This window comes from Gillisia sp. Hel_I_86 (assembly GCF_007827275.1).
Classification (GTDB): Bacteria; Bacteroidota; Bacteroidia; order Flavobacteriales; family Flavobacteriaceae; genus Gillisia.
The window spans coordinates 2,397,319-2,423,362 of the sequence record NZ_VISE01000001.1 but is presented as its reverse complement, the minus strand read 5'-3'; the positions used below and the strand labels follow the sequence as shown (position 1 = coordinate 2,423,362).

At 36.4% G+C, this 26,044-nt stretch carries 25 protein-coding genes; 11 read left to right on the top strand and 14 right to left on the bottom strand.

Annotated features, from left to right (window positions below):
- Positions 1-63 precede the first annotated feature (63 nt).
- From JM83_RS10960 to JM83_RS10940, 5 genes are all read right to left on the bottom strand, one after another.
- The gene (locus tag JM83_RS10960; RefSeq protein ID WP_144962047.1) at positions 64-1,134 is read right to left on the bottom strand and encodes an aspartate kinase; all 1,071 of its coding nucleotides are present in this window, start codon (positions 1,132-1,134) and stop codon (positions 64-66) included.
- Between the two features lie 497 nt (positions 1,135-1,631).
- On the bottom strand, positions 1,632-2,813 hold the full coding sequence (locus tag JM83_RS10955; RefSeq protein ID WP_144962045.1) for a trans-sulfuration enzyme family protein: 1,182 nt from the start codon (positions 2,811-2,813) through the stop codon (positions 1,632-1,634).
- A gap of 10 nt (positions 2,814-2,823) precedes the next feature.
- Positions 2,824-3,903: an aspartate kinase gene (locus tag JM83_RS10950; RefSeq protein ID WP_144962043.1), complete on the bottom strand. Its 1,080-nt coding sequence runs from the start codon at positions 3,901-3,903 to the stop codon at positions 2,824-2,826.
- Positions 3,866-4,873: an alpha/beta fold hydrolase gene (locus JM83_RS10945; RefSeq protein ID WP_144962041.1), complete on the bottom strand. Its 1,008-nt coding sequence runs from the start codon at positions 4,871-4,873 to the stop codon at positions 3,866-3,868. The genes JM83_RS10950 and JM83_RS10945 overlap by 38 nt, the downstream gene beginning before the upstream one ends.
- 190 nt (positions 4,874-5,063) lie before the next feature.
- On the bottom strand, positions 5,064-6,356 hold the full coding sequence (locus tag JM83_RS10940) for an O-acetylhomoserine aminocarboxypropyltransferase/cysteine synthase family protein (RefSeq protein ID WP_144962039.1): 1,293 nt from the start codon (positions 6,354-6,356) through the stop codon (positions 5,064-5,066).
- 965 nt (positions 6,357-7,321) lie between these two features.
- Between JM83_RS10940 and metK the strand changes: the two genes are divergently transcribed.
- Positions 7,322-8,578: a methionine adenosyltransferase gene (gene metK / locus JM83_RS10935; protein WP_144962037.1), complete on the top strand. Its 1,257-nt coding sequence runs from the start codon at positions 7,322-7,324 to the stop codon at positions 8,576-8,578.
- Positions 8,579-8,750: 172 nt separating this feature from the next.
- Here the strand turns inward: metK and JM83_RS10930 are convergent, their stop codons facing one another.
- The 5 genes from JM83_RS10930 to JM83_RS10915 form a co-directional block, all read right to left on the bottom strand.
- The gene (locus JM83_RS10930; RefSeq protein ID WP_144962035.1) at positions 8,751-11,453 is read right to left on the bottom strand and encodes a TonB-dependent receptor; all 2,703 of its coding nucleotides are present in this window, start codon (positions 11,451-11,453) and stop codon (positions 8,751-8,753) included.
- 374 nt (positions 11,454-11,827) lie between these two features.
- Positions 11,828-12,655 carry a GLPGLI family protein gene (locus tag JM83_RS10925; RefSeq protein ID WP_144962033.1) on the bottom strand — a complete coding sequence of 276 codons (828 nt, stop codon included), beginning with the start codon at positions 12,653-12,655 and terminating at the stop codon, positions 11,828-11,830.
- A gap of 89 nt (positions 12,656-12,744) precedes the next feature.
- Positions 12,745-12,885, bottom strand: coding sequence for a hypothetical protein (locus JM83_RS19165; RefSeq protein ID WP_186434988.1), 141 nt, complete (start codon positions 12,883-12,885; stop codon positions 12,745-12,747).
- Positions 12,886-12,974: 89 nt separating this feature from the next.
- Positions 12,975-13,673 carry a TlpA family protein disulfide reductase gene (locus JM83_RS10920; protein ID WP_144962031.1) on the bottom strand — a complete coding sequence of 233 codons (699 nt, stop codon included), beginning with the start codon at positions 13,671-13,673 and terminating at the stop codon, positions 12,975-12,977.
- Between the two features lie 32 nt (positions 13,674-13,705).
- The gene (locus JM83_RS10915; protein ID WP_144962029.1) at positions 13,706-13,954 is read right to left on the bottom strand and encodes a hypothetical protein; all 249 of its coding nucleotides are present in this window, start codon (positions 13,952-13,954) and stop codon (positions 13,706-13,708) included.
- Positions 13,955-14,071: 117 nt separating this feature from the next.
- On the opposite strand from JM83_RS10915, the gene JM83_RS10910 reads away from it, so the two are divergent.
- From JM83_RS10910 to JM83_RS10890, 5 genes are all read left to right on the top strand, one after another.
- Positions 14,072-15,577, top strand: coding sequence for a sensor histidine kinase (locus JM83_RS10910; RefSeq protein ID WP_261376897.1), 1,506 nt, complete (start codon positions 14,072-14,074; stop codon positions 15,575-15,577).
- Positions 15,570-16,253, top strand: coding sequence for a response regulator transcription factor (locus JM83_RS10905; protein WP_144962025.1), 684 nt, complete (start codon positions 15,570-15,572; stop codon positions 16,251-16,253). The genes JM83_RS10910 and JM83_RS10905 overlap by 8 nt, the downstream gene beginning before the upstream one ends.
- Before the next feature lie 102 nt (positions 16,254-16,355).
- Positions 16,356-17,720 (top strand): acyl-CoA dehydrogenase family protein, encoded by a 1,365-nt coding sequence (locus JM83_RS10900; protein WP_144962023.1) that lies wholly within the window; start codon positions 16,356-16,358, stop codon positions 17,718-17,720.
- Between the two features lie 11 nt (positions 17,721-17,731).
- A complete protein-coding gene (locus tag JM83_RS10895; RefSeq protein WP_144962021.1) occupies positions 17,732-18,652 on the top strand; it encodes a 2-hydroxyacid dehydrogenase in 921 nt (306 codons plus the stop codon).
- Between the two features lie 99 nt (positions 18,653-18,751).
- Complete coding sequence (locus tag JM83_RS10890) at positions 18,752-19,201, top strand: universal stress protein (RefSeq protein WP_144962019.1); 450 nt, start codon at positions 18,752-18,754, stop codon at positions 19,199-19,201.
- Between the two features lie 2 nt (positions 19,202-19,203).
- Here JM83_RS10890 and JM83_RS10885 read toward each other — a convergent pair whose 3' ends face one another.
- Complete coding sequence (locus JM83_RS10885) at positions 19,204-19,704, bottom strand: DinB family protein (protein ID WP_144962017.1); 501 nt, start codon at positions 19,702-19,704, stop codon at positions 19,204-19,206.
- Positions 19,705-19,884: 180 nt separating this feature from the next.
- Between JM83_RS10885 and JM83_RS10880 the strand changes: the two genes are divergently transcribed.
- Positions 19,885-20,226 (top strand): DUF202 domain-containing protein, encoded by a 342-nt coding sequence (locus JM83_RS10880; protein WP_144962014.1) that lies wholly within the window; start codon positions 19,885-19,887, stop codon positions 20,224-20,226.
- 3 nt (positions 20,227-20,229) lie between these two features.
- Positions 20,230-20,613 (top strand): DUF6122 family protein, encoded by a 384-nt coding sequence (locus JM83_RS10875; protein ID WP_144962012.1) that lies wholly within the window; start codon positions 20,230-20,232, stop codon positions 20,611-20,613.
- Positions 20,614-20,651: 38 nt separating this feature from the next.
- Here the strand turns inward: JM83_RS10875 and JM83_RS10870 are convergent, their stop codons facing one another.
- Together JM83_RS10870 and JM83_RS10865 are read right to left on the bottom strand one after the other, a co-directional pair.
- Positions 20,652-21,017: a DUF779 domain-containing protein gene (locus tag JM83_RS10870; RefSeq protein WP_144962010.1), complete on the bottom strand. Its 366-nt coding sequence runs from the start codon at positions 21,015-21,017 to the stop codon at positions 20,652-20,654.
- A gap of 14 nt (positions 21,018-21,031) precedes the next feature.
- Positions 21,032-22,531: an aldehyde dehydrogenase family protein gene (locus JM83_RS10865; protein WP_144962008.1), complete on the bottom strand. Its 1,500-nt coding sequence runs from the start codon at positions 22,529-22,531 to the stop codon at positions 21,032-21,034.
- A gap of 124 nt (positions 22,532-22,655) precedes the next feature.
- On the opposite strand from JM83_RS10865, the gene JM83_RS10860 reads away from it, so the two are divergent.
- Positions 22,656-23,561, top strand: coding sequence for an AraC family transcriptional regulator (locus tag JM83_RS10860; RefSeq protein WP_315897848.1), 906 nt, complete (start codon positions 22,656-22,658; stop codon positions 23,559-23,561).
- A 19-nt stretch (positions 23,562-23,580) separates the two neighbouring features.
- On the opposite strand, the gene JM83_RS10855 is transcribed toward JM83_RS10860, so the two are convergent.
- Positions 23,581-24,501 carry a DUF302 domain-containing protein gene (locus JM83_RS10855; RefSeq protein ID WP_144962004.1) on the bottom strand — a complete coding sequence of 307 codons (921 nt, stop codon included), beginning with the start codon at positions 24,499-24,501 and terminating at the stop codon, positions 23,581-23,583.
- A 222-nt stretch (positions 24,502-24,723) separates the two neighbouring features.
- On the opposite strand from JM83_RS10855, the gene JM83_RS10850 reads away from it, so the two are divergent.
- Together JM83_RS10850 and JM83_RS10845 are read left to right on the top strand one after the other, a co-directional pair.
- Complete coding sequence (locus JM83_RS10850; protein ID WP_144962002.1) at positions 24,724-25,338, top strand: deoxynucleoside kinase; 615 nt, start codon at positions 24,724-24,726, stop codon at positions 25,336-25,338.
- An 11-nt stretch (positions 25,339-25,349) separates the two neighbouring features.
- Complete coding sequence (locus JM83_RS10845) at positions 25,350-25,985, top strand: sterol desaturase family protein (protein ID WP_186434987.1); 636 nt, start codon at positions 25,350-25,352, stop codon at positions 25,983-25,985.
- Positions 25,986-26,044: the final 59 nt, after the last annotated feature.

Genomic DNA, 26,044 nt, shown 5'->3' with positions numbered 1-26,044 from the left:
TTATATGTATTAGGGGACTACCTGTATTTCTCACTCATAGCGATGTCCTAGTAGGTCGGGACGCTAATATTTAACTGCCAACTTTGTAATATCGGCCAGAACTCCTCTAGCTGCAACTGCCGATCCAGCCCCAGCTCCTTGGATAATTATAGGATGGTCCCCATTGGATTCTGTGAAAATCTCGAAAGAAGCATCGGTGTTTTTTAATCTTCCTATCGCAGAATTTTCGTTCTCCCTTACTAATTTCACCTCTAAGCTTCCAGATTGCACATTCAGTTCGCCAATATGCCTTAACACCTCACCTGGCTTCAATCCCTCTTTTAACTCATCGAATTCTATATTGAGATCACTTAGGTTATTCTTGAAATAAGTCAAAGAACTAAACCTGCTTAAATGTTTGGGCACAAGGTTTTCTATCTTAACATCTGTTAACTCCTTCTTAAGCTGGAGCTCCCTTGCCAGAATGAGCAGTTTCCCGGCTACATCGATTCCAGAAAGGTCAATTCTGGGGTCACGCTCTGTAAGCCCAAGAATTCCAGCCTCCTCCAATAAGGAAGCAAACATTTTATTTTGCTTGGAAAATTCATTAAAGATATAACTCATAGATCCTGAAAATACTCCTCTCACTTTCGTTACTTTTTCTCCGGAAGCATGTAATCCCTGTAAGGTTTCGATTATAGGTAATCCTGCACCAACATTGGTTTCATACAAAAACTGCTTGTTGTATTTGTTTAAATCCCTTCTTAGGTTATTATAAAAATAGGTGGATCCCATATTCGCCGATTTATTCGAGGCAACTATATCAAAGCCATTTTTGATGAATGTGGAATAATTTTCGACAAATTCATCACTGGCCGTAGCATCGACCACGATCACTTTCTTAAATCCTTCTTTTTTTATATACCCAAGGATCTTATCTATATTATATTGGACTCCGAAGTATTTTAGATCTGTTCCCCAGGATGGGCGCACACACTTTTCTTCAAAAAATGCCTTAGTAGAATTAGCTACAATTGGAATATTTAATTCCACTTTTGAGTTTTTCTTAAGCAAATCCCTTCCTTCCAAGATTTGGTCGATCAAGGCACTTCCAACATTCCCTACCCCGAACAGTACTATATGAATCTTTTTCATAATTCTTTTTTTTAACAGATAAATGCCCTTTTCAAAAACTCAGCCAATTGGGCTTATAATATCAAAAGGTTTTCTCAATTTTTAGTCTCCTCCTTCTATTCAACTTAAAAAGTCCCCTTGAGCTGTATATTATAATGCAATGCATTCAACTATTGATTTTTACTGCCATTAAATTCATTTGCCTTCTTATGAACTGAACTTAACAGCATTTTACTTTTATTATTGTTAGCATTTCGAAATCTAAATCTTTAATTAGATCTCAGGTTGCTTCCTTTAAATTTTAAATACAAAAAAGCCGCTGTGTTGGCAGCGGCTTTTTGTAATTCTTATATTTTAAGTTTTACGCGAATGCAGCTGCTGTAGGGGCTTCCCACATTAACTTATACATATTACGAATCACTTTATCCATTGTCTTGTTTAAAAAACAAAGTTAAGGATACAACAAGTTATAAACCAAGACAAAGTTGAAAATATTTCATCTATATTTTTGATGGTTTTTAAAAATTTTCTCCTGCTGCCAAAGCTTGTTCAAGATCTTTTATAATATCATCCACATGCTCCAAACCTACCGAAATTCTTATGAGTCCATCGGTAATCCCAGATTCCAGTCGATCTGTTTTAGATAGTTTGCTATGCGTGGTAGATGCGGGGTGGGTTAATATAGTTCTGGTATCTCCCAGATTTGCAGATATTGAGCAAAGTTTAACGGAATCTATAAATTTTCTTCCAGCTTCAAGTCCTTTTTTAATTTCAAAGGCTATGACATTTCCACCCAGTTTCATTTGCTTTTTGGCAAGCTTGTATTGGGGATGGGACTTTAAAAATGGATATTTCACGCTTGTAATTGCAGACTGTTTTTCAAGGAACTTGGCGACTTTAAGCGCGTTTTTACAATGCTGTTCCAGACGCACCGGCAAGGTTTCCAAACTTTTCGATAATATCCATGCATTAAAGGGAGACATCGAGGGGCCGGTATTTCTTGAAAACAAGTATATTTCTTTAATAAGGTCTGCGCTTCCCACTGTAACCCCACCCAAGACCCTGCCCTGACCATCTATTAATTTTGTTGCCGAGTGAATAACCAGATCTGCCCCATACACTATCGGATTTTGAAGGTAGGGTGTTGCGAAGCAATTATCTATAATTAAGATGAGGTCATGTTTCCTGGCAATTTCCCCCAATTTTTCCAGATCCAAAATATCCACTCCGGGATTTGTAGGGGATTCTGCAAACAAAATTTTAGTTTCTGGTTTTATAAGATTTTCAATAGAATCCAGTTCATCAATCTTAAAATAACTATGAGAAATGTTCCATTTGGGAAAATAGTGATTAAACAATCCGTGGGTAGACCCAAATAAAGATTTACAGGCTACAATATGGTCCCCGCTATTTAATAAGGCCGCCAAACTGGAAAACACTGCTGCCATGCCCGAAGCAAAAGCAAATCCGGCTTCAGCTTTTTCCATTAATACCATTTTATCTATAAACTCTGAGGTGTTTGGATTTGAATATCTACTATAAATATTTCGCTCTTTCTCTTCTGCAAAAGATGCGCGCATATCTTCTGAATCTTCAAAAACATAGCTTGAAGTTAAGTACAAAGGAACCGAATGTTCTAAATATTGGGTTCTTTCTACCTGTGTCCTAACAACCGTAGTTTCTATATTTGTATCTTTCATTTTTAGTGTTTTATATGCATTCAAGTTTTTCTGAAATCTTTATTATATCCGACAGTACCCCTCTTGAAGTCACCGTAGCACCCGCGCCCGCGCCTTGTATAACAATTGGTCTATTCCCATAGGATTTTGTGTAAATTTCAAAGGAAGCATCAGCTTCCTGTAAGCTTCCAAAGGGAGAACTTCTTTTTTCTGTTACCAACTTAACTGCTAATTCCCCACTGGCTACATCCAATTCCCCAATATGCCTTAACACCTCATCCGACTCCAATTTCGATTTCCGCTCTTCAAAATTTAAGTTTAAGTCATGTTGATTTTCGATAAAATGGGAAATAGGACTTTTTCCATTTAAATGATTGGGAACCAGGTTTTCTATCTTAACTTCAGAAAGTTCTTTAATGATATTAATCTCTCGGGCAAGGATCAACAATTTTCTGCCCACATCTTTTCCTGAAAGATCTATTCTGGGATCTGGCTCAGTAAGGCCTTTCTTTCTTGCCTCGTCCAAAACTTCAGAAAATGTTCTATTATTACTAGAAAAAGTATTGAAAATATAACTTAAAGACCCCGAGAAGATCCCTCTTATTCTGGTTACTTCCTCCCCAGCCAAATGGAGATCCTGTAAGGTTTTAATTACCGGTAACCCAGCTCCAACATTGGTTTCATATAAGAATTGTTTGTCATATTTTTTCAACTCTCCCCTCAATTCCTTATAAAAAATATCAGAGAGCGTGTTAGCGGTTTTATTGGCGGCCACTATATGAAATCCGTTTCTTATTAATTCCTTATAATTCTTTACAAACTTCTCGCTTGCAGTTGCATCTACGGCAATTAGATTGGTGAGTTTCTCTTTTTTGACATGATTTATAATATGTGACAATTTATAAGGGTATCCATGGGCTTTAAAATCTGCCAGCCATGAATTTTTTAATGTGTCATGGTTATAAAAAGCGATTTTAGAATTTACCAAAACCACAAGGTTGATCTCTAATTGAGAGGAATTTAAAATTTTGGATCGGGCTTTCAATATCTGATTTATTAAGGAACTCCCTACATTACCTACTCCGAATAGAACTATGTTTATTTTTTTCATTTTGTTTGTTACCTGCGTTGAAGATTGGGTTTATAAAGGATGCTACTTGAGAATTCTCAATTAGAAAAGCATCATGCCCATGGATGGATCTAATTTCATGGATGCTTATGTTTTCTTTGATAAGGGACAGATTTACATAAGTATCCCAATTCTCACTGGGTGTAAACAAGCCATCAGAATTTATGGTGATAATATGTATGTCTCCTGTGATTTTTGATGCGGAATTTAAGTGATCTCCACGCCCCAGGCTTATATCTGATGTAGAAAGCAAATGATTCATTAGTTTGTAGGATGCCAATTGAAACCTGTTTTCCAATTTTTTACCATGATGTTCCAACCAGCCTTCAATATTTCCGCTTTTATGGTTTTGACTTGAAGCAAATTTAAAGACGAAAGATTCCGGACTTCTATAAATTGTCATTGCATGCATTCTGGCATCTGCAACAGGACTTACAGAATTATTTAAAATCTGTTCCTGCACCTTACATTGTGCCTTCACCCACGGAGTTGCTTTATAATCTGTTGCAATGGGAATTAAATGTTCAAAAAGATCTGGATCTAAAACTGCCTGCTCCCATAAGAGTGCTCCCCCAACAGACCCTCCAATTCCTGCAAATATTTTAGAGACCCCTAATTGTTTTAATGCTTCAGAATAAAGTTTAGCAATATCCCTTAGGTTGAAATCTTTATAATTTAATAATAAATGAGACTCCTCTCCATCAAAACCATTCCCCGGAATATTAAATGCCAGAACGGTATAGTCTTTAAGATCGATACTTTTATCAATTCCAATTATTTCTTTCCACCAGCCATTTTTCCCTGTTACTGCTGAATTTCCCGTAAGCGCATGATTCACCAGAACTATCGGCGCAGTTCCTAATTCCCTACCAAAAATTTGATAGGTTAATTGGAGCTCCTGAATGGTTCCCGCACTGTTCTTGAAATTTGAGATTTTTATCTTTTGAAGCATTTTCTATCTATTTTTACATTTTTATTATATCAAGAACCTCTAAATAAGCCATGAGGTAAGAATTGGAAAACATTTTTTATATGAGAGGCAAGCCCACGGGTAATTAAACCCTCAATGAGGGATTATAAAGAGCAATCGGAAATCACGCATGAGGATTTGCTCATTCCAATTGCCTTCCTAAATCGACCAATTATTTTAAAACCTTTTTACCAATCTTGGAAAATGCTTGTTTTAGATCGGTCTTCAGGTCCTCCAGATCCTCCAATCCTACAGAAAGCCTGATGAGATCTTTGGTAACTCCGGTAGATTCCTGTTGTTCATCATCCAGTTGTTGATGGGTTGTACTGGCAGGGTGAATTATCAAAGATTTGGTATCCCCAATATTTGCAAGCAAGGAGAAAATAGTAGTCTCATCGGCAATTACTTTCGCAGCATCAAAACCGCCATCCACTCCAAAGGTCACAACCCCGCTTTGCCCTTTAGGTAAATATTGCTGTGCAAGTTCATAATATTCACTACTCTCCAATCCCGGATAATTCACCCATTTCACCTGCTCCTGTTCTTGTAACCATTTGGCCAATGCCAAAGCGTTTTCACTGTGTCTTTTGATCCTAATTTCCAAAGTCTCCAATCCCTGAATGATCTGGAATGCATTGAACGGACTTAATGCCGCGCCATGATCCCGCAATCCTTCTATTCTTACTCTGGCAATGAAGGCTGCTTCCTTTAAAGCATCATGATACACAAGGCCATGATACCCCGCAGAAGGCTCTGTAAATTCAGGAAATTTGCCATTGGCCCAATCAAATTTTCCGGCATCAATGATAACCCCGCCAAGAGAAGTTCCATTCCCGTTGATATATTTGGTAAGGGAATGAATAACAATATCTGCCCCGTGCTGGATCGGGTTTAAAAGTGAAGGGGTTGCTACCGTGTTATCCACGATCAAAGGAACTTTATGTGATTTTGCATGTTTGGAAATAGCCTTGATATCCAATACATCCAATTTTGGGTTCCCAAGAGATTCTATAAAAAAGACCCTGGTGTTTTCTTGGGCTGCTTTTTGAAAGTTTTCCGGATTGGACGGATCTACAAAAGTGGTGGTGATCCCAAATCTTGGCAAGGTTACATTTAAAAGATTATAGGTGCCTCCATAAAGACTACTGGAAGCCACGATATGATCTCCAGATCTTAACAAGGTTAATAAAGTGGTGTTAATGGCTGCAGTTCCTGAAGCAGTTACCACAGCTCCAATCCCACCTTCCAAAGCGGCTAAACGCTGCTCGAGAATATCGTTGGTGGGATTGTTGAGCCTGGTGTAAATAAATCCCGGTTCTGCCAAGGCAAAGAGATTTGCTGCATGGTCTGAATTTTTAAAAACATAAGAAGTAGTTTGATACAAGGGAACAGCTCTGGTTCCTCCGTTGATGGTTACATCGTGACCTGCGTGCAGTGCGTTTGTTGAAAATTGTTGCGTGCTCATGATTTTTATTTTAAAGGTTTATTTTGAAATTGAATGATCTTGATTTTGCTGAAATAAAAAATCCCTCTGGCTAGTTTGCCAGAGGGATTTAGGAATTGAACTATATAAAACTAATTTACATCCTGAATTTTTTGGCGATAGCGGCTTGTTGCGTACATCATACACATTTGCATCATCATTCCCATTATAGTTGCTATTGCTAAATTTTTAATCATGCTTGATTTTTTGAATATTAAATTTTTGATTTGGTTAAAATGTATATCCGTTATTCGTCGTAATTGTTCTTTCGTCACCCTGAATTTATTTCAGGGTCTCAATATCAAATTGATTTACATTATAATGAGATTCTGAAACTCCCGAACGGTCGGGACAGAATGACGTTCTTTTTCAGTATAGGACACTTAGCGGACAAACAATGGTTAAATTATATAAACAAAAAAAGCCGCTGCGGTTGGCAGCGGCTTTTGCAATTCTTATAATTTAAGTTTTATGCAATAGTGAACGCTGCGGGTTGCCCCAACATCATCATACACATATTGCACATTACTTGATTCATCTTATTAAAATCTATGTCACAAATTTAACGACAGAATCCTTTATAAAACAAATTTATTTTCAATTATTTTTAAAAAACTCAACTAACCTACTGAATATCAATAATACGGAAGGAATCATTTTCTTTTGCGCTAAGGATTGAGCGATTGTTTGAGCTCTCCCGAACTTTTTTATCGGGAAGCGAGTCGTGAAAGCCTGACGCGAGCCTTTTGGCAAAGCGGAGCGCCAAACAAATATTAAAAAAGAAGTTAAAGAATGACGACATTCAATCTAATTTTATACATTTGCCCCATACGATTACAGGGATTGATTTGACTGATTGCTACCCTTACAAAAATGCTAAAGCAGTGTAAACTTCGCTAGCAATTCCCGTCAAAGAGTTTCCTTATCTACTAATTAAAAAGACAAGAATGGCGTATTTATTCACTTCAGAGAGTGTTTCTGAGGGACATCCAGATAAAATAGCTGACCAAATCAGTGATACCTTACTAGATAATTTTTTAGCTTTTGATGAAAATTCCAAGGTTGCTTGTGAAACCCTTGTGACTACAGGACAAGTTGTACTTGCTGGAGAAGTGAAAAGCAACACGTATATAGACGTTCAAAATATTGCCCGTGAGGTAATTAACGATATTGGATATACCAAAGGAGCCTACAAATTTAGCGGCGACTCTTGTGGGGTTATTTCTTTGATCCATGAACAATCCCAGGAAATCAACCAAGGGGTGGATCGTGGTGAAAAGGAGGAACAAGGTGCAGGAGATCAAGGGATGATGTTTGGTTACGCAACCAACGAGACCGAAAATTACATGCCTTTGGCCCTGGATATCTCTCACAAGATCTTGATAGAACTTGCAAAATTACGCCGGGAAGAAAAAGAGATCACTTATTTAAGACCCGATTCCAAAAGTCAGGTGACTATTGAATATAGCGATGAGAATGTGCCACAACGCATAGAAGCTATCGTGATCTCTACGCAACATGACGATTTTAACGGTGATGATAAAACCATGCTGGATAAGATCAAAAAGGACATGAAGGAAATATTGATTCCGCGTGTAATAAAACTATTCCCTCAGCATGTACAGGAATTGTTCAATGAGGAGATCACCTATCATATTAACCCCACCGGGAAATTTGTAATTGGTGGGCCTCATGGAGATTCCGGGCTTACAGGAAGAAAGATCATCGTGGATACTTATGGTGGAAAAGGAGCCCACGGTGGGGGTGCATTTTCTGGAAAAGACCCTAGTAAAGTAGATAGGTCTGCAGCCTATGCTGCAAGACATATTGCCAAGAATCTGGTTGCAGCAGGAGTAGCAGACGAGGTTTTGGTTCAGGTTTCTTATGCCATAGGGGTTGTAAAACCAACTTCCATCTCGGTAGATACGTATGGTTCCTCTAAAGTGAAACTTTCCAATGGGGAGATCGCCAAAAAAGTAGCTGAAATCTTTGATATGCGCCCTGCAAGTATAGAAAACAGATTGAAGTTAAGAAACCCTATCTATAGGGAAACTGCGGCTTATGGCCATATGGGGAAAGAACCTCGCACCATAACCAAGATTTTCGAAAGTCCGTATTCAGGTAAGATCTCCAAAAAAGTGGAACTGTTTACTTGGGAAAAATTGGATTATGTAGGTAGGGTAAAGGAAGTTTTTGGGCTCTAGGAAATTGAAAAAAGTGAAGATTTGATGATGTGATGATGTGATGATGTATGAATTTCAGATAAAAAACGAACGCAGAATAAGCAATAGAGGAGAAAGTTCAGAAAATTTTCAACTCTTCAAATAGGTACATTTTCAAATTATTACATTGGTATATTTACACATTTATCCTTTTTTATAAATTATATTTCACCCCCACCATTATTATACGTGGTTGTACAAAAAATTGTGAGGTAACATTAAAATTTTCATTAAAACTATCTCGGTTAATTGTTCGAACATTCAGCAAGTTTGAGGCGTTAAAGCTCAACTCATAGGGGCTTTCCGATTTTTGATAATATAATTTGGCATTGAGAAAAGAATATTCGTTCGCTATGCTACCAGCCAAATCACTGTAATTAAAATAGCTGTAATCTGCCATGAAGCTAAAAGCGTTCAAGAAATTGTACTCTATATTAGCGAACGGGCGGTGGGTAATATATGTACTTTTCACCCCTCCATTATTATAGGAATTACTGGACAAATTATACCCAATCTCGAAATTTGGAAAAGTTTTAAAATTGGTCTCCCCGCTCGCTTTGTAATTTTGGGAGAAATTTCGGGATTCCTTATTTAGATCGTTTACAACTATGTTCAATGTGCTTAGAGCAAGAGTACTTTCTGCATTAACATTGAATTTTCTGAATTTTTTCTGAAAACTTCCAGATACCGATAAATTGTCATCTACAAAATCACTGTTTATTACCGAGCTTATCTGATTGATTTTTTCAATAAATGTGCTGTTCCTAATGGCATTTATCCTTTTGCTATAGCTTATATTCCCATAAATACTGGTAAAATTAAAACTGCTGAAATTGGAATAGTTGAGGTTAAGGTTATGAAAAATGCCATTTTCAATATCCCTGTTCCCTTTAAACAACCTGTTATAGTTACTAAAGATAAAACCTTCAGCAACATTGTTGATATCGGTAAAATCGGCTATCATATTGTAGGCAAAAGTTAAACGTTCACTCTGCCTAAATTGAAGGTTTGTATGAAAGTTCGGCAAAAGTAAGGTCATATTATTTTCCCTTTCCCCTTTTTGATCGTTTAGGTAACTATTGAAATTATGTAAGGTCAATCCCGGGGTGAACGTAAAAATCCCTGTTTTCAATTTATATTTTGCCCCAAAAAAAACATCCGAAAATCTATATTTCACATCGTTTGCTAAAACCTGATCCTCAAAATAATTTATGCTACCGTTATCCAGAATTTCAAAAATGAAAGAATTAAATTCCTGATTGCTTTGAAGGCTTCCAAGGTTTAGATTGATATTGCTCAACTTATTTATGATATGATAATACTCGATTTTAGCATCAAATTTACTGGTTAAAATATTCCTGTTTTGATTGATGTTGAAGGCATCCTGATTTTCATCCAACGGCAGAATAGACATAAAAGGCTGTAAACCCAAAATAGCCTTATAAAATGGATCTTCATTGTGGTACAAGTGCTGAAAATAACCGGCAAAAATATTATTGGCATCTAAGGTATAATAGGCATTGATATTTTGATTTATAGATAAGGGTTTGTTCTGTTTTTGCTCCTGAATAGGGTTTTCCACACTTCCGTTTTCATCGAAAAATTCAGAAATTATCCCTCCTTTTTCTGTCTGATCTATATTTTTTAGAAAAATATCGTAATCCAGCTGAAAGCGGTCATTGGGTTTATAAACGCTGCTGAATTTTAACAACCCCAAACGGTTTTGTTGATCACTATTGTTTGAAGTGAGTTCGGTTGCTCCTGTTAGTATATAGTTTTTAATGGATTGATTTATAAACCGGGTTTGATTGTCACTATAAATAATGAATGCGCTAAAACTCAGTTTTTTTGAAAATTGGTGGGTGGCATTGGCCGCACCAAAATGGCTTTGCAATTCGTTGGCACGATCGTTTTGCGCAAAAAGAAATCCAAGTCCGCTGTCATTGATATTAAAGGAAGTTCCCCCGCCACTGTTAAAGTTTTTAAATCCTCCCGAAAATCTAAAATAATCCCTGAAAGTAAAAGGAACATCGCCGGTGTTGTTGCTTTTTCCAATTAAGTTCACGCTGGTCTCAGGGCTGTAATAAAATAACTTTGAACTGCCTAAATACCTTGTTTCCCCGCCATAACCCAATCCGCCTTCTACATCCCCAAACCAAAAGTTCTTTTTTCCTTCTTTTAATTTAATGTTGATGGCGACATTGTCTTCATCATTTCCCAATCCCCGCATTTGGCTAACCTCATTGTAATTTTTTAAGACCTCTATTTTGCTCAAGGCATCTGCTGGGATATTTTTTGTTGCCAGTTTAGAATCGCCATCAAAAAAATCTTTGCCATCAATCATTACTTTTGAAACCGTTTTACCTTCCACTTTAATTCCGCCATCATCGTCTACCTGTATTCCTGGCAGTTTTTTTAAAACATCCGCAAGCTTTCTCTCGTTGCCATTAGTAAAAGAATCGGTATTATAAACAATGGTGTCCCCTCTTACCACAACCGGCATTTCATAAACAAGCTCCACACCATCCAATAGTTGCTCATCTTCCCTTAAAACAAGTTTCAATGGTTCCACAGCTGCATTGTTTAGGAGGTCGACCTCCACAGCGGTGGCTTTCATTCCCAGATAAGAAGCTGTTAATAAATATGAGTTCCCTTCTGGCAATAAAAGTGAAAATCTGCCTTCAAAATTGGAAATGGCATAACTATCCATACTGCCATCCAGCTTTTTAGTGGCAATAATATTCACCATTTCCAACCCATTTCCCAGACTGTCTTGTACGGTACCTTCTATTTTTACATTTTGGGCGTTCAAAAAGGAACATAGAAATACTGCCGAAATTAAAAGAATGGATTTCATATTTAAGTACTATTAGTAAGAATGGAAAATTAATTATGGATGTTATTCCTAATTTGAATCAGAATCTCAAAAGCTATTTAAACCGGTTCCAATAAGGGTGAGCTTGAGAAAAACACCCTTTATTATTTTATTTTTAACATAATAGAGACCCTGAGCCAAGTTTATGATGATGATACCGAAATTAGAATTACCGTCATGCTGAACTTGTTTCAGCATCTACATGTAACCTAATAAATTTGTCAAATTCTTATGTTAAGTGAATTTTTTTATCATCTGTATAAGGGTTAAGAAAGAATTATTAGAATAAAAAAAACTGACATCATTTAAATAAATTTTCTGTTCAACATTTTAGAGCTCGGTTTTAAAACCTTCAGCTATTTCCCACTTGTTTTAATGGAAATTATTTTATTCCCGCCTTTCGTGCGTCCGCCAGTATTACGTTCTATCCATTCCTCTTTTTTTTCTTGTTGAATGGCATTAAATTCTTCTTGAGATACCACTTTCCCTTTTGAAGGTACTTCTATCCTAAATTTTTCTGAAGGATTTAAAATGATTTCAGTACATAAGAACACCTGTTTATCTTCCTGAACCTCTAGAATCAAGCCTGGTAAGCCCCAATACCCTGCAGGGCCAATGCTTACGGGAATCTCTGGGGTGTACCAAGCTGTGGTGGTTCTCTGCTTTGTAGTTTCTATAATTTCATCGTCTAATGAATTAAACTCTTTAACTTTTACATCCCTTGTAAATGTTGCTTTATACGCAACATAATTTCCAATTTGTTTGGTCTCGCTTTCCAATTTCCAATCCATTGACTTCAATGAATCTTTGATTAAAAAAAACTTTCCCATAAATTCCTTTTGGTTTACGAATGTTTTATCGGATATATTCCTGTACACAATATCATTTCCACCCAATATTTTAATTTGAATCCCTTTATTAGCTTGCGTTGAAGGTGCTTCCAGTTTTTCATTTTCGGTATAAATAGATTCTTTTCCATCAAATTTTAAGGTATAGTCTTTTTGAAATTGACGGTTTAATTGTTCCTGAATGCTTTTATTCATTTCATTATCCACCTTACTGCTATCCATTTTAATTTGCACTTGACGCTTGGTTTTGTATACCGCAATGCCTTGAAAGTTTTGTGAGAAAAATAGCTGGGTACTAAAAATGCTAATAAGTACATAAATAATTAAAGTTTTCATGATCGTATTTTTTGGATTTATAATTTCAAAATTGAGAAAAGTGAAGCTTAAATTGGGTTAACCAAGGTTAACGAGTCTTATTTATCAGCTTATAGAAATCTCATTTGGATTAAAAAATAATGGGGAATATCAAATTCCTCAGCCAACTTTTCCAGTGGCACACCAGCTTGGGCAACTGCACAATAAGAACTGCTTCCACCGTTGTTGTATAAGGTTAGTGCATGTTTCATCAAAAAATTCAGCAAATACAAATCGAATAGAAAATCCGCGAGAATTTTCGTAAGTAAGCTTGCACTAGCAATTAATTTTATACGGTGTGCTACAGTAATTTATCAATTATCATTTTAAAATCTTTTCCATCTTTTTCGGTTAAATTCCCCCTCACAAATCTTACAACTCCATTTTTATCTAAAAACATATTCATTGGGTAGGCTTCATTCCCAATTTTATCTATTTCATTTTTAGAATCAGTAATATGAATAAAATCAAATTTCATTTTCTTTAAGAAAACAGAAACCTTTTCTTTGGTATCAAAAGTTATAGCTAAAAAATTTACAGAATTACCATAATGCTCCTTAATTGCATTTAACTCAGGCATTTCTTTAATACACGGTGGGCAGTTTATAAACCAAAAATTAATCAATGTTGGCTTTCCTTTGAGGTCATCAATGTTCAGTAATTCGCCTTTTATAGTAGTGAGTGAATTGAAAGGAAGTTTTTTTTCTATGAATTTTTCAGCGTTACCAAAAGGGTTAATAGGCTTTCCATCTGAATCTGTTGGCACAACACCTATTAGGTACGATTTAATAATTGAATCTCCTTTTTCAATCATTGAGGTAATAATAACTTTATCTAACTTTCCGTGCTCAGAAAGTTTTACTTTCATTGAATCAAAAGCTTTTGATGTTATAATTTTTCCATTAGGGGTTTTATAATATATGATTTTCTCAGTTTTTTTATTTCCACAACTGAAAATTAAAAATATTGTTATTATTGAAATAATAGTATTTAGTCTCATTTTTATTTTGTTTTATTGTTGCCTTCTTTATATTAGATTGGGGGAATTATACCATAAATGGGAAAACTGTTTTCCGATGGAACAAGCATTTTGTTTTCTTCGCCCAGAAAGTCTTTTAATGCGCCATTAAAACTCAAGGCTTCAAAAATGATGTTCTCAAACATCAAGATTGTTTGTAATTCCCTATTCTCTACGCCGTTTTCCAACTTTAGTTCAATCCCATTCTGCGCCCTGATTTCTGAAAAGAAAAGAATGATAAATAATAGGACTGTGTATTTCATTTTTTTGAGTTTTTAAGATTTTCAAATTTGCTTCTTATAAACAAATAATAAGGTTAACCAAGGTTAACGAGTGTTAAGCGTTTTGGATAACGGCTTTAAAATATCATACTTTTGAATATGCAAAATGGCAATTTTAAAATAATCCTCTATTTTATAGCAGCAGTGATCCTGATCACCCTTGGCATACAATTGTATTGGAACTATAAAAATTTTCAGGCCGGAAAACAGCAATTGATCAATGAGGTACAAACCAGCCTGGACAATGCCATAGATGCTTATTATGTAGACCTTGCTGATAAAAACACCATTGGAGTGACTTTAAAAAATGGCGGGGGGGATATTACGAAAAATGCAGAATTGGAGGGTCTTTTTAAATTTTTGGATAATTCAAAAACAGATCTAATAAGTAGTATTGATAGTTTAGATCCAAAAAAAATAGCAGGTCTTAAAATATTGAAAAGATCAACATTCAGGGATAGTTCTAAGTTAGTTTTAAAAAGACATTCACAAGACAGCAACAAAGAAAATAAAGTTGAAAATTTTTTCGGGAATGTGAAAAACCCAAAATTTCCAGGTGACAGTGTGTTTAAATTGGCATCAAAGATCATAATTTCCATGACAACCGATACTTTACAAACATCCAGTTTAAACACTTTTATTGATGAACAGTTAAATCAAAAAAAAATTGATATTGACTATGGTTATATTTTTGAAAACGGTAATGGAAAAATTCAGAAACATAATCCTCAAATTACAAATAAAGTAAGTCTGAACACCACTTCCAAATCGGCTTACTTGCCTAAGAACAGTTCATTTAAAATATTTTTCACAACAAACACGGCACTTATTTTAAAGCGCAATATGTTGGGTTTGCTGCTTTCAGCTATTTTAATTATTGGGGTGATGGGTTGTTTGTTGTTTTTGCTGAATATTATAAACCGCCAAAAACAATTGGCAGAAATGAAAAACGATTTGATCAGCAATATTACCCACGAATTTAAAACGCCCATTTCGGTAATCCATGTTGCCCTGGAAGGCATGGAAAGTTTCAATAAAGAAAACGATCCCGAAAAAAACAGAAATTATTTGAACACCTCAAAAGAGCAATTAACCCGGCTTAATATCATGGTAGAAAAATTGCTTGAGACAGCTATGTTAGAAGGAAATAAGATTAAATTGGAGAAATCTAATTTTTATATAGATGAGATTATAAATAGATTGATTACAAAATATAAGAATTTGGAAACAGCAAAGACAATTACTTTCACTGGCACTGGTACACCTTTAGAAATTTTTGCAGATGCTTTTCATTTAGAAAATGCTTTAAATAATATTCTTGATAATGCTGTAAAATATGGGGGTGACCAAATTTCAGTTTCAATTGTGGATAAAAAAAATCTGCTACAAATAGAAATTAAAGACGATGGAAATTCCCTCACTCAAGATCAGTCAAATCATATCTTCGAGAAATTTTACAGGGTGCCAAAAGGCAATACCCATGATGTAAAGGGGTATGGCATTGGGTTGTACTACACCAAAAATATTATTGAAAAACATGAGGGAACAATCGAGGTGCTTATAAATCAAGGAACTATTTTTAAAATCTGTTTGCCCCATGGATAAAAAAACGCATATTATTTTCGCAGAAGACGAAATAGCATTGGCATCTATTGTTAAAGAAAGTCTGGAAACAAGAGGTTTTGTTGTGCATCTTGCCCACGATGGTAGAAAAGCGCTTGAGCTCTTCCAAGAGCTTAATCCAGAGTTATTAGTTTTAGATGTTATGATGCCAAAAAAAGATGGCTTTACCCTTGCAAAGGAAATAAGACAGTTAGATGATAAAATTCCAATATTATTTTTAACTGCAAAATCTCAACCGGCCGATGTTGTTGAGGGTTTTACTGTAGGAGGCAACGATTATTTAAAAAAGCCGTTTAGCATGGAGGAGCTTATCGTTAGGATTCACAACCAACTTAAACGAAAAGACAATCAACCGGATTCAGAAATTATTACGATAGGAAATTATTTATTCGATTTTCCCAAGCAGAGTCTTCAGTATAAAGGTGAAAATAAACAATCACTTACCCATCGGGAAGCACATTTGCTTTTTCACTTATGTAAAAACCAAAACCGGGTTCTGGACCGCTCCCTTATCCTCAACAAACTATGGGGCAGTGATGATTTTTTTAACGCAAGGAGTATGGACGTTTTTATTAGCAAATTGAGAAAAAAATTGAACAAGGATCCCAATATCCAAATTCTGAATGTACGCGGGTATGGATACAAACTTATTGCTTGAAATTAACCCAAGAAAATCCTGTTCTCAATAATATCTTCTTAAACCTTTAACAAGGAAGCGCGCATTAAATACCTAATTTTAAGATTCAACAAAACCTTACCTATGTCGCTTTTCGGAAAAGTAAAAAATACGATCAATCTTTTAAAGTCGGTAGATATGAATCAGCTGGCGAAAATAAGTGAAACCATAGATATTCCTGAAGCTATGGATGCTTTGGGCAATCTTGATGAACGCCAGTTAAAAGGCCTCATGAAAATGCTAAAGACCAAAAAGAAAAAGGGGCAACACAACCTCCCTCCCATCGATGGGGATTTTTACAATTTAGATCTCAAACTTTCCCCAGAGCAGAGAGAGCTTCAGCTAAATGTGCGTAACTTTATGGAAGATGAGGTGAAACCATTGGTAAACGATCATTGGAACAGGGCAAAATTTCCGTTTGAAGTTATTGAGAAATTCAAAAAACTCAATCTTGCAGGGATTCCCTACGAAGGCTACGGTTGTCCCAATTTGCCATTTTTGATGGAAGGTATCATCGCACAAGAAATTGCCAGGGTAGATGTATCCATTTCCACATTTTTCGGGGTGCATAGCGGACTGGCAATGGGTTCCATTTATCTATGCGGAAGTGAGGAACAAAAGCAGGAATGGTTGCCACCCATGCAGAAATTGGAGAAGATTGGTGCCTTTGGACTTACAGAACCCGAGGGAGGATCTGGAGTTTCACAGGGCATGGAAACAACCTGTAAATTTGATGGGGAGAATTGGATCTTGAACGGACAGAAAAAGTGGATAGGAAATGCCACTTTTGCCGATGTAATTATTATTTGGGCACGAGATGAAGATTCCAATAAGGTGAAAGGTTTCATAGTTAGGAAAGAGAATCCAGGCTTTGTCGCCGAAAAAATGAAAGATAAAATGGCCCTTAGAATCGTGCAAAATGCACTAATTACTTTAACAGAATGTAAAATTCCGGAAAGCGATAGACTTCAGAAAGCCAATTCATTTAGAGATACTGCAAAAATTTTAAAAATGACACGGGCGGGAGTTGCATGGCAAGCCGTTGGTTGTGCACGTGGAGCTTATGAAAGTGCCTTGAAATACACCAAAAAGAGGGAACAATTTGGACGACCTATCGCGTCATATCAATTAATTCAGAATCATTTGGTAGAAATGCTTTCCAACTTAACGGCCATGCAAACCATGGTTTTTAGACTTTCAGAATTGCAAGATCAAGAACTTCTCACAGATGAACATGCATCTTTAGCTAAAGTATATTGCAGCATGAGAATGCGCGATGTGGTAAGTAGAGCTCGGGAAGTATTAGGCGGAAATGGAATTCTGTTGGAATATGATGTGGCTCGATTTGTAGCAGATGCCGAGGCAATTTATAGCTATGAAGGAACCAAAGAAATAAATACACTCATTGTAGGACGTGCCATTACCGGTTACAGTGCCTTCGTGAATTAAAAAAAACAAAAATGTCGGTCTTATTAATATGTACGGGAAGAGATCCGCAGGTTTGGGTAAATGCCATAAGGGAACAGCAGCCAAATGTTAAGTTGTATGTATATCCAGAAGCGCATGATCCTAAAGAGATCACTTATGCTGTAACTTGGAGACACCCAAAAAGAGTATTCAACAAATACCCTAATTTAAAGGTTATCGCCTCTATTGGTGCAGGAGTGGACCATATTATCTGTGATCCTGAAATCCCTAAAAGTGCGCTGGTTACTCGTGTTATAGATGAGCAGCTCACCAAGGATATGAGCACTTTTGTATTGGCCCTGGTATTAGATAAGATAAGAAACATCTCACTGCATCACAGCGAAAAAAAATGGGGCCCAAAACCCTATCAGACTGTAGAAGAAGAAAATATTGGCATCATGGGCCTCGGGGTGCTTGGAAAATCTGCGGCATTAAACTTGTCTAAAAATGGTTTTAAAGTATCTGGTTGGTCGAAGACAAAAAAACACATTGATGGCGTATCCACTTATCACGGGGAAAGAGATTTAAACGATTTTCTAAAAAATACGAGCATACTTATCTGTTTGTTGCCCTTGACTTTAGAAACAGAATGCATTCTCAATAAGGAATTGTTTGAAAAACTTCCTAAGGGAGCTTATCTTATAAACGTGGCAAGAGGAGAGCATCTGGTGGAACATGACCTTTTGGAAATGCTGGATAAAAACCACCTCTCTGGCGCCAGTTTGGATGTTTTTAGGATTGAACCGTTACCTCAGGAACATCCATTTTGGAAGCATCCAAATATACAAATCACCCCGCATATTGCCAGCATAACTGATCCTAAAAATGCTGTAAACCAGTTACTTGATAACTATAATAGAATGTTGGCCAACAAGCCCCTAAACAATATAGTAGAACTCAAAAAGGGATATTAGGGCACCAACCCGATGCAAATTGAGAAAGCATAGGGTTTTAAAACTAATTTAAAATCGAAATGAAATGAAACGCCCAAGGAGGGCCTAAACCAAGAAATTATGAGTGGATTCAAGAATATTATAGTCGCAGTAGATTTTAACGATGCAGTGGGAAAAATACTTAGTTATGCCGAAGATTTAGCCCTTAAATTTGAATCGAAAGTATGGGTAGTTCATGTGACCGACCCAGATCCGGATTTTGTAGGCTATGAACCGGGACCCCAATATATTAGGGATTTTAAAGCCGATGAATTAAGGGAAGAACACAGGCAGCTACAACATTTTAGCAAGATGTTCTTGGATAAGAAAATCGATTCTACAGCCCTGCTAATTCAGGGATCCACTGTTGAAACTGTTCTAAAAGAAGCCGAAAAATTAAATGCCGACCTATTGATTGTTGGCAATCATAAACACAGTTTTTTGCATAATCTAATTTCTGAAAGCGTTTCCCTGGAATTGCTGAAAAATGGCAATATCCCATTGCTTACAATTCCTATAGATGAGAATTGATTTTAGGACTTTAAAACACTTGCCGTAACCAGAAGTTGGCCAATATGTCGTTGGGTATGCTCTGCTGCGTGAAAAAGCAATCCTATAACGGTACTTGGCATTTGTTTTCTCCCTACTCCCCTAAATTCAGTTAAACTAGAGGGAGGAATTTCTTCCAACAATTTTATTGTTTCCAATACTTTATCTTCAAATTTCTTTATGAGCATTTCTGAAGAAATACTACTGTCAGGTACACCTTCCTTTTTAAAATATAAGAATTGCTCCTCACTTAAATTCTCCTTTTTAGTATAGGAAAGCAACCTATCCAACACTCCAAATAAATGCTGTAAATGAAAGCCTATCGAGGCTCTTTCCGCTGGTTTCTCCCATAACCTATGTTCTGGAAATCCATCCATATAGTTTCTCACTTCTTCCTTGGATTGCATTAAAGAATGTGCCACTGGCTGAAGAAGGTCCGGAATATGCTCTATTTTACCGCGTAACCAATATTCGGGCTGTTGCATTTTAATAGCTTGAGGATTATTAGTTCTGTAAAAATAAAAGAAATAGTATCTTTAGCTATCCTTTAAATTGATAAATATGTTTGAAAAATATTTGTTGCCCTATGCTTTATTAATTATTTCTTCAACGGTATTTTCAAAAAATACCAATCCCATCAAAACCGAAAGATTTTAATTTTATAAATGAGACGAGTTAAATTATACAATCCATTTAAAGTCCGGATGATAGATGAAAATCTAATTCGGGAACATTTGGCACTGGAACGAACCAAATTGGCTAATGAGCGCACCTTGCTTTCCTACATTCGATCTTCCTTGTACCTTTTTATTGGGGGCTTGGCAATTTTACAAATCAAGGAATATGCGCATGTGCAATGGCTAGGATATTTATCCCTGGTGATATGTGTGATTTTTATTAGTATTGGCGTCTATAGATACATTCACTTAAATAGAAAGCTCCATAAATTACTTAGGACAGAAAAGAATGATGCTTCAAGGGACGAAGAATTTGAGCCCGATCTTTAACAAATGCTTCAGTCCATAACCCACTATTCGCTGCATTTTATTGCCATTGGTGCAATTGCCTATTGGTACGATAAGGAAAACTGGAAACGAAATTGGCTCATTCTAATAGCTACCATGTTGGTGGACCTAGATCATGTTTTTGCAACCCCTCTTTTTGATCCCAATAGATGCGGAATTGGTTTTCACCCATTACATTCTGAAATTGCCATATTTGGATATATTTTAGGAGTGTTTTTAATCAAGAACAGAATCATAAAATTGATCTTTATCGGCTTACTTTTCCATATGATTACAGACAGCATAGATTGTATCTGGATGTTTTCAGAATGCCGGGAATGTTATTTAAAATCTGAAATCCATCGTTGGGGTTCATTTTTCAGAAATTAAAGAGACCCTATAACGTTCGCTTTAGGGCCTCTATCTGCTCATTCATTTTTATTGAGGTAGGCTATTTCTTCTTCCTTAAGCAACCGAGATCTAACAATAAATCGCTTGCCTAAAGGGATTTCCAGTGAAAAACTGGCTCCCCTCCCATTGGTTAATGCAACGGTGAGATGCGTATGCTTCCAATATTCGAATTGATCATGGCTCATATAAAACGAAACCCCGGCAACTTCTCCCAACAAAATATCATTATCGTCTATGTAGAAATCTTCTTTTGGCAATAGCATTGGTGAGGATCCATCACAACATCCACCGCTCTGATGAAAGATTACTTCTCCGTGCTGCTGCTTTAGCTTCTCCACCACCAATGCTGCCTCCTCTGTAATTTCAACCCGATTATATTCCATAGTAAGCTCGTTTTCTAAAAGAAGCCTAGTTTCTTCTTGTCATAGGAGATCAACATGTTTTTGGTTTGTCTATAGTGGTTCAGCATCATTAAGTGGTTCTCACGACCAAAGCCAGATTTTTTATAACCTCCAAACGGTGCATGTGCCGGATAATCGTGGTAGCAATTCACCCATACCCTACCGGCCTTAATGGCACGAGGCACTTGATAAAGTTGATGTGCATCTCTTGTCCATACTCCTGCTCCCAATCCATATAAAGTATCATTGGCTATTTCAATAGCTTCTGCTTCATCTTTAAAGGTACAAACTGCCACTACCGGTCCAAAGATCTCTTCCTGAAAAACCCGCATTTTATTATGTCCTTTTAAAATAGTGGGTTGCACATAGAAGCCTTTGGAAAGATCTCCTTCTAGTTTTTTAGCTGCTCCCCCTGTTAAAACTTCTGCACCTTCTTCTTTTCCTATTTCGATATAGGACAGGATCTTTTCATGCTGATCGTTAGAAGCCTGTGCCCCCATCATGGTGTTCATATCGAATGGATCTCCCATTTTTATAGCCTCGGTCCTGGCAATTACCTTTTCTATAAAGGCATCATAAATATCCTCCTGAATTAATAACCTTGAAGGGGCGGTACATACTTCCCCTTGATTAAAGGCAAACAATACAGCACCTTCTATACATTTATCAAGAAAATCATCATCATGGTCCATGATGCTGCTAAAAAAGACATTTGGAGATTTTCCTCCCAGTTCCATTGTAACAGGATTTAAATTCTTAGATGCATATTGCATAATCAACTGTCCTGTAGTGGTCTCCCCTGTAAAAGCCACTTTATCTACTTTCCCACTGGAAGCTAATGGTTTCCCGGCTTCGGGTCCAAAACCATGGATAACATTGAAGACTCCTGGAGGTAAAAGGTCTCCTATCTTTTCAGCAAGAAAGGTTGCAGAGGCAGGAGTTTGTTCCGCTGGTTTTAAAACTACACAGTTTCCTGAAGCTAATGCCGGAGCCACTTTCCAGGCAAGCATTAGAAGTGGAAAGTTCCACGGAATTATCTGCGCAACCACTCCCAGAGGTTCCCTAATAATTAAAGAAACTGTATTCTCATTAAGTTCTGTGGCAGATCCTTCCTCAGCCCTAATCACAGAAGCAAAATATCTAAAGTGGTCTATTGCCAAAGGAACATCGGCATTTACCGTCTCTCTAATTGCTTTCCCGTTATCTGCGGTTTCCATCTGCGCAAATTCATTCAGGTTTGCTTCAATAACATCTGCTATCTTCATTAAAATAGCCGATCTCTCTCCTACAGAGGTTTTTCCCCAAGCCCCTTTAGCATTATTAGCAGCTTCAATTGCCTTTTTCACATCGCTCGCTTTGGAACGAGGGTATTTCGCCAATAATTTATTATCTATAGGAGAATGATTTTCGAAATACTCTCCATCATCTGGAGCCTCAAATTTTCCGTTTATAAAATTGCCGTATTTTTCTTTGAACTTTGGTTTTGAATAATTCATGATCTTTTATTAAATTTTATGATTATAAATCTCTATATTTAAACCTATAATTAATTGAACATTTCTACTTTATACTATTACATTTCTATCAATTCCATAATTTTAGAATACCTTGAACACAAATTTGTTAAAATACAAGAGTTCCAGAAAACTAAATACGTTTATAGAAAATAGAACTATTTATAGTGCCGCACATGCAGAGCTCAATGTTTTTGAAACCCAGCAAGCGGCTGAAAAGGTAGATCTTCAATTCGGATTTCCTATTATTGCCAGTATGCTTACCGGTAAAAAAGTAATGCACCTTAAAAACAAAGATGCTTTCGAATTTTATCCGGGAGAATCTGTTGTTTTACCTGCCAATGAAAAAATGATAATCGATTTTCCATTGGCAACTATCGAAAAACCGACCCAATGTCTTGCTTTAGGAATAGATCCCGATAAGATAAAAGAAACGGTGGCACTATTCAATGAGAATAGCAGAATAGAATTCGAAAACGATGCCCATAATTTTGACGCTAATTCTATCCATTTACATAACAATGAACAAGTACAATTTGTCTTGGATAGGATCTTTCAAACCTTTTTAAGCGGAAATAAAGCAAAAGATGTGTTGGTAGATCTAATGGTAAAAGAGTTAATTATTCGATTGCTTCAAACTAAGGCTAAATTGATGTTGGTGGATAATTCTACGCTTTTCGATAACAATAGAATGGCATTTATCGTGAAATACATGAGAAATCATCTTACAGAAAATATTTCTGTAGATAAACTTGCCGATAAAGCCTGCATGAGTACTTCCAATTTTTATAAAACCTTTAGAAATACTTTGGGGGAATCCCCTATAGATTATTTGAATGCTGAACGCATTAAATTTGCAAAACGATTAATCCGGGATACTAATTGGAAATTTGCAGATATCGCCTTTAAATCCGGCTTCAATAACATTAGTTACTTCAACAGACAATTTAAAAGACTGGAGAAGATCACTCCCAACCAATATCGCAGCTTATTTAATTCTCCTCAAATTTAACAAGCAAGTGTCAGGCTTTTTAATTGCCAGCAGCCGTCTTTGCCAAGTTGTCCAATGCGGTGGAAATCTGATCCAAAACATCCGCATTCCCTTCAATTTTATGTCTTGTTGCTAGGTATAGAGGATCATTATAAGATATATTCACTGTTCCATTTGCTGCTTCCCAAACCAACATTTTTTGTGGCAAGTCCAATCCTGTGGTTTGTTTGTTTTGCATTAGAGGGGAACCCAGATTGGGATTTCCAAAAATGATGATTTTCGTGGGCCTTAATTCCAAATCTACCGATGCAGCATTTGCTTGATGATCCAATTCTGCAACAATGCTTAAGTTTTCATTAGTTGAAATTGAACTTTTTAGGCTACTATAAGTGGTTTCGAAATCCTGGGCACTTTCCAATGTAATCACTCCTTCCCCAATTTCCACGGCAAGTTCTATCGCCCTATTTATCTCGGAAGAGGTTGCCGCTTGGGTTAAATTTTCCAAAGCTGTGGAGATTTGCGGCAAGGTGGCAACTCCTTGAAGGTTATATCTGGATTCCAGATACGGAACACTGTTATAAAGCGCATAGACAGTATTTGAAGAATTCTGGAAAAACACTACTTTTTGAGGTAGGTCCAAACCTGCCAACTGATTTTTTTGCATCAAAGGAGTTCCTAAAACTGGATTTCCAAAGAATACAATTTTCGTAGGATTAAGAACTCGCCCCACAGTTCTTGCATTGGCTGCGTGATCTACCTCTGCAACTATAGAAATGGCTTCATTGGCAGTAAGGGAGTCTTTAAATATGGCGTAGGTATTGTCAAAATTATTTTTGCTTTCTGCATATTTTGTCCCGCTAATATTCAATTCCTCAGAAGAAAGGACCACATCTCCAGGATCATCATTATTGCAAGAGTTTAGAATGAGCAGAAAGCTAAAGAAGGATATAATTTTAATCATGATGAATATAGATTTTCATTCAATATATATAATTGGCTTGCTTAAAGCTTCAACTTTATAATTCTTTAACCAATAATGTTAAATATGTTGGAAGAACGAAACAAAAATATTGCTTGGTTGGAATTAGCCCAATCAGCTATTTTTAGTCTAAAACTTGTATCTTTATCGTCTTTGAATTAATTTCATGAGCCTCAACAAATAATCAGCCATAAAGAATTACATATGCACGTAGCCATTGCGGGAAATATTGGGTCTGGTAAAACCACCCTCACAAAATTATTAGCAAAACATTTTAAATGGGAAGCACAATACGAAGATGTTCTTGAAAACCCCTATTTGGAGGATTTCTACAATAAAATGGAGCGCTGGTCCTTTAATCTTCAAATATATTTCCTTAATAGTAGGTTTAGGCAAATCTTACAAATTAGGGAAAGTGGTAATAAGATAATCCAAGATAGGACCATCTATGAAGATGCTCATATTTTCGCTCCCAACCTTCATGCAATGGGTTTGATGACCAATAGGGATTTCGAAAATTATAGATCTTTGTTCGATCTCATGGAAAGTGTGGTAAAAGGCCCGGATCTTCTTATATATCTAAGAAGCAGTATTCCAAATTTAGTGGCCCAGATACATAAACGTGGTAGAGAATATGAAAATTCTATCTCTATTGATTATCTTAGCAGACTGAATGAACGTTACGAAGCTTGGGTCCATACATATGATAAAGGAAACTTGCTCGTTATAGATGTAGATAATATAAATTTTGTAGACAATCCGGAGGATTTGGGAGATATCATTAGCAAGATAGATGCTCAATTGCACGGGTTATTTTAATTTTGACAACAATGGAGGCTACCAAGCACAAAAGACCAAAACACAAGGGCTCTGCCAAACTTTTTAAAAATCCAATTTTGGAAAAGCTTACGCACACCCATATTGCTGCACCTTTAATAATTTTTACAGTGATCTCTGCCATTTTAATTTATTTTGGGATCGTTGAAAAAGGATTTGAAGTGCCCAGTATGATCTTGCTTTTCTTAGGAGGATTTTTCTTCTTTACTTTTATAGAATATTTAATGCACAGGTATCTTTATCACCTACCTGTTACCAACCCAAAAAGGGAGAAATTTGTGTATACCATGCATGGGGTGCACCATGATTTTCCAAAAGATAAGAACAGATTGGCGATGCCACCTATTTTAAGTTTAATTCTTGCCACTATCTTTTTTGTGATCTATCGCAGTGTGATGGGAGATTACGCATTTGGGTTCCTTGCAGGGTTTCTTATGGGATATACTGCTTATTTGGGAGTTCATTATTCGGTCCATGCCTTTAAGGTTCCTAATAACTTTCTAAAAATCCTCTGGCATCATCATAGTATCCATCACTATCGTGAGCCGGATAGAGCTTTTGGAGTTTCTTCCCCACTCTGGGATGTGATCTTTAGGACCATGCCTAGAAAAGCTCCTGTACAGGAATAAGCAAGTGCTTCGCACCAATAAAATTTTCAGTTTTATAAAAGATCCCGCTTTTGGCGGGA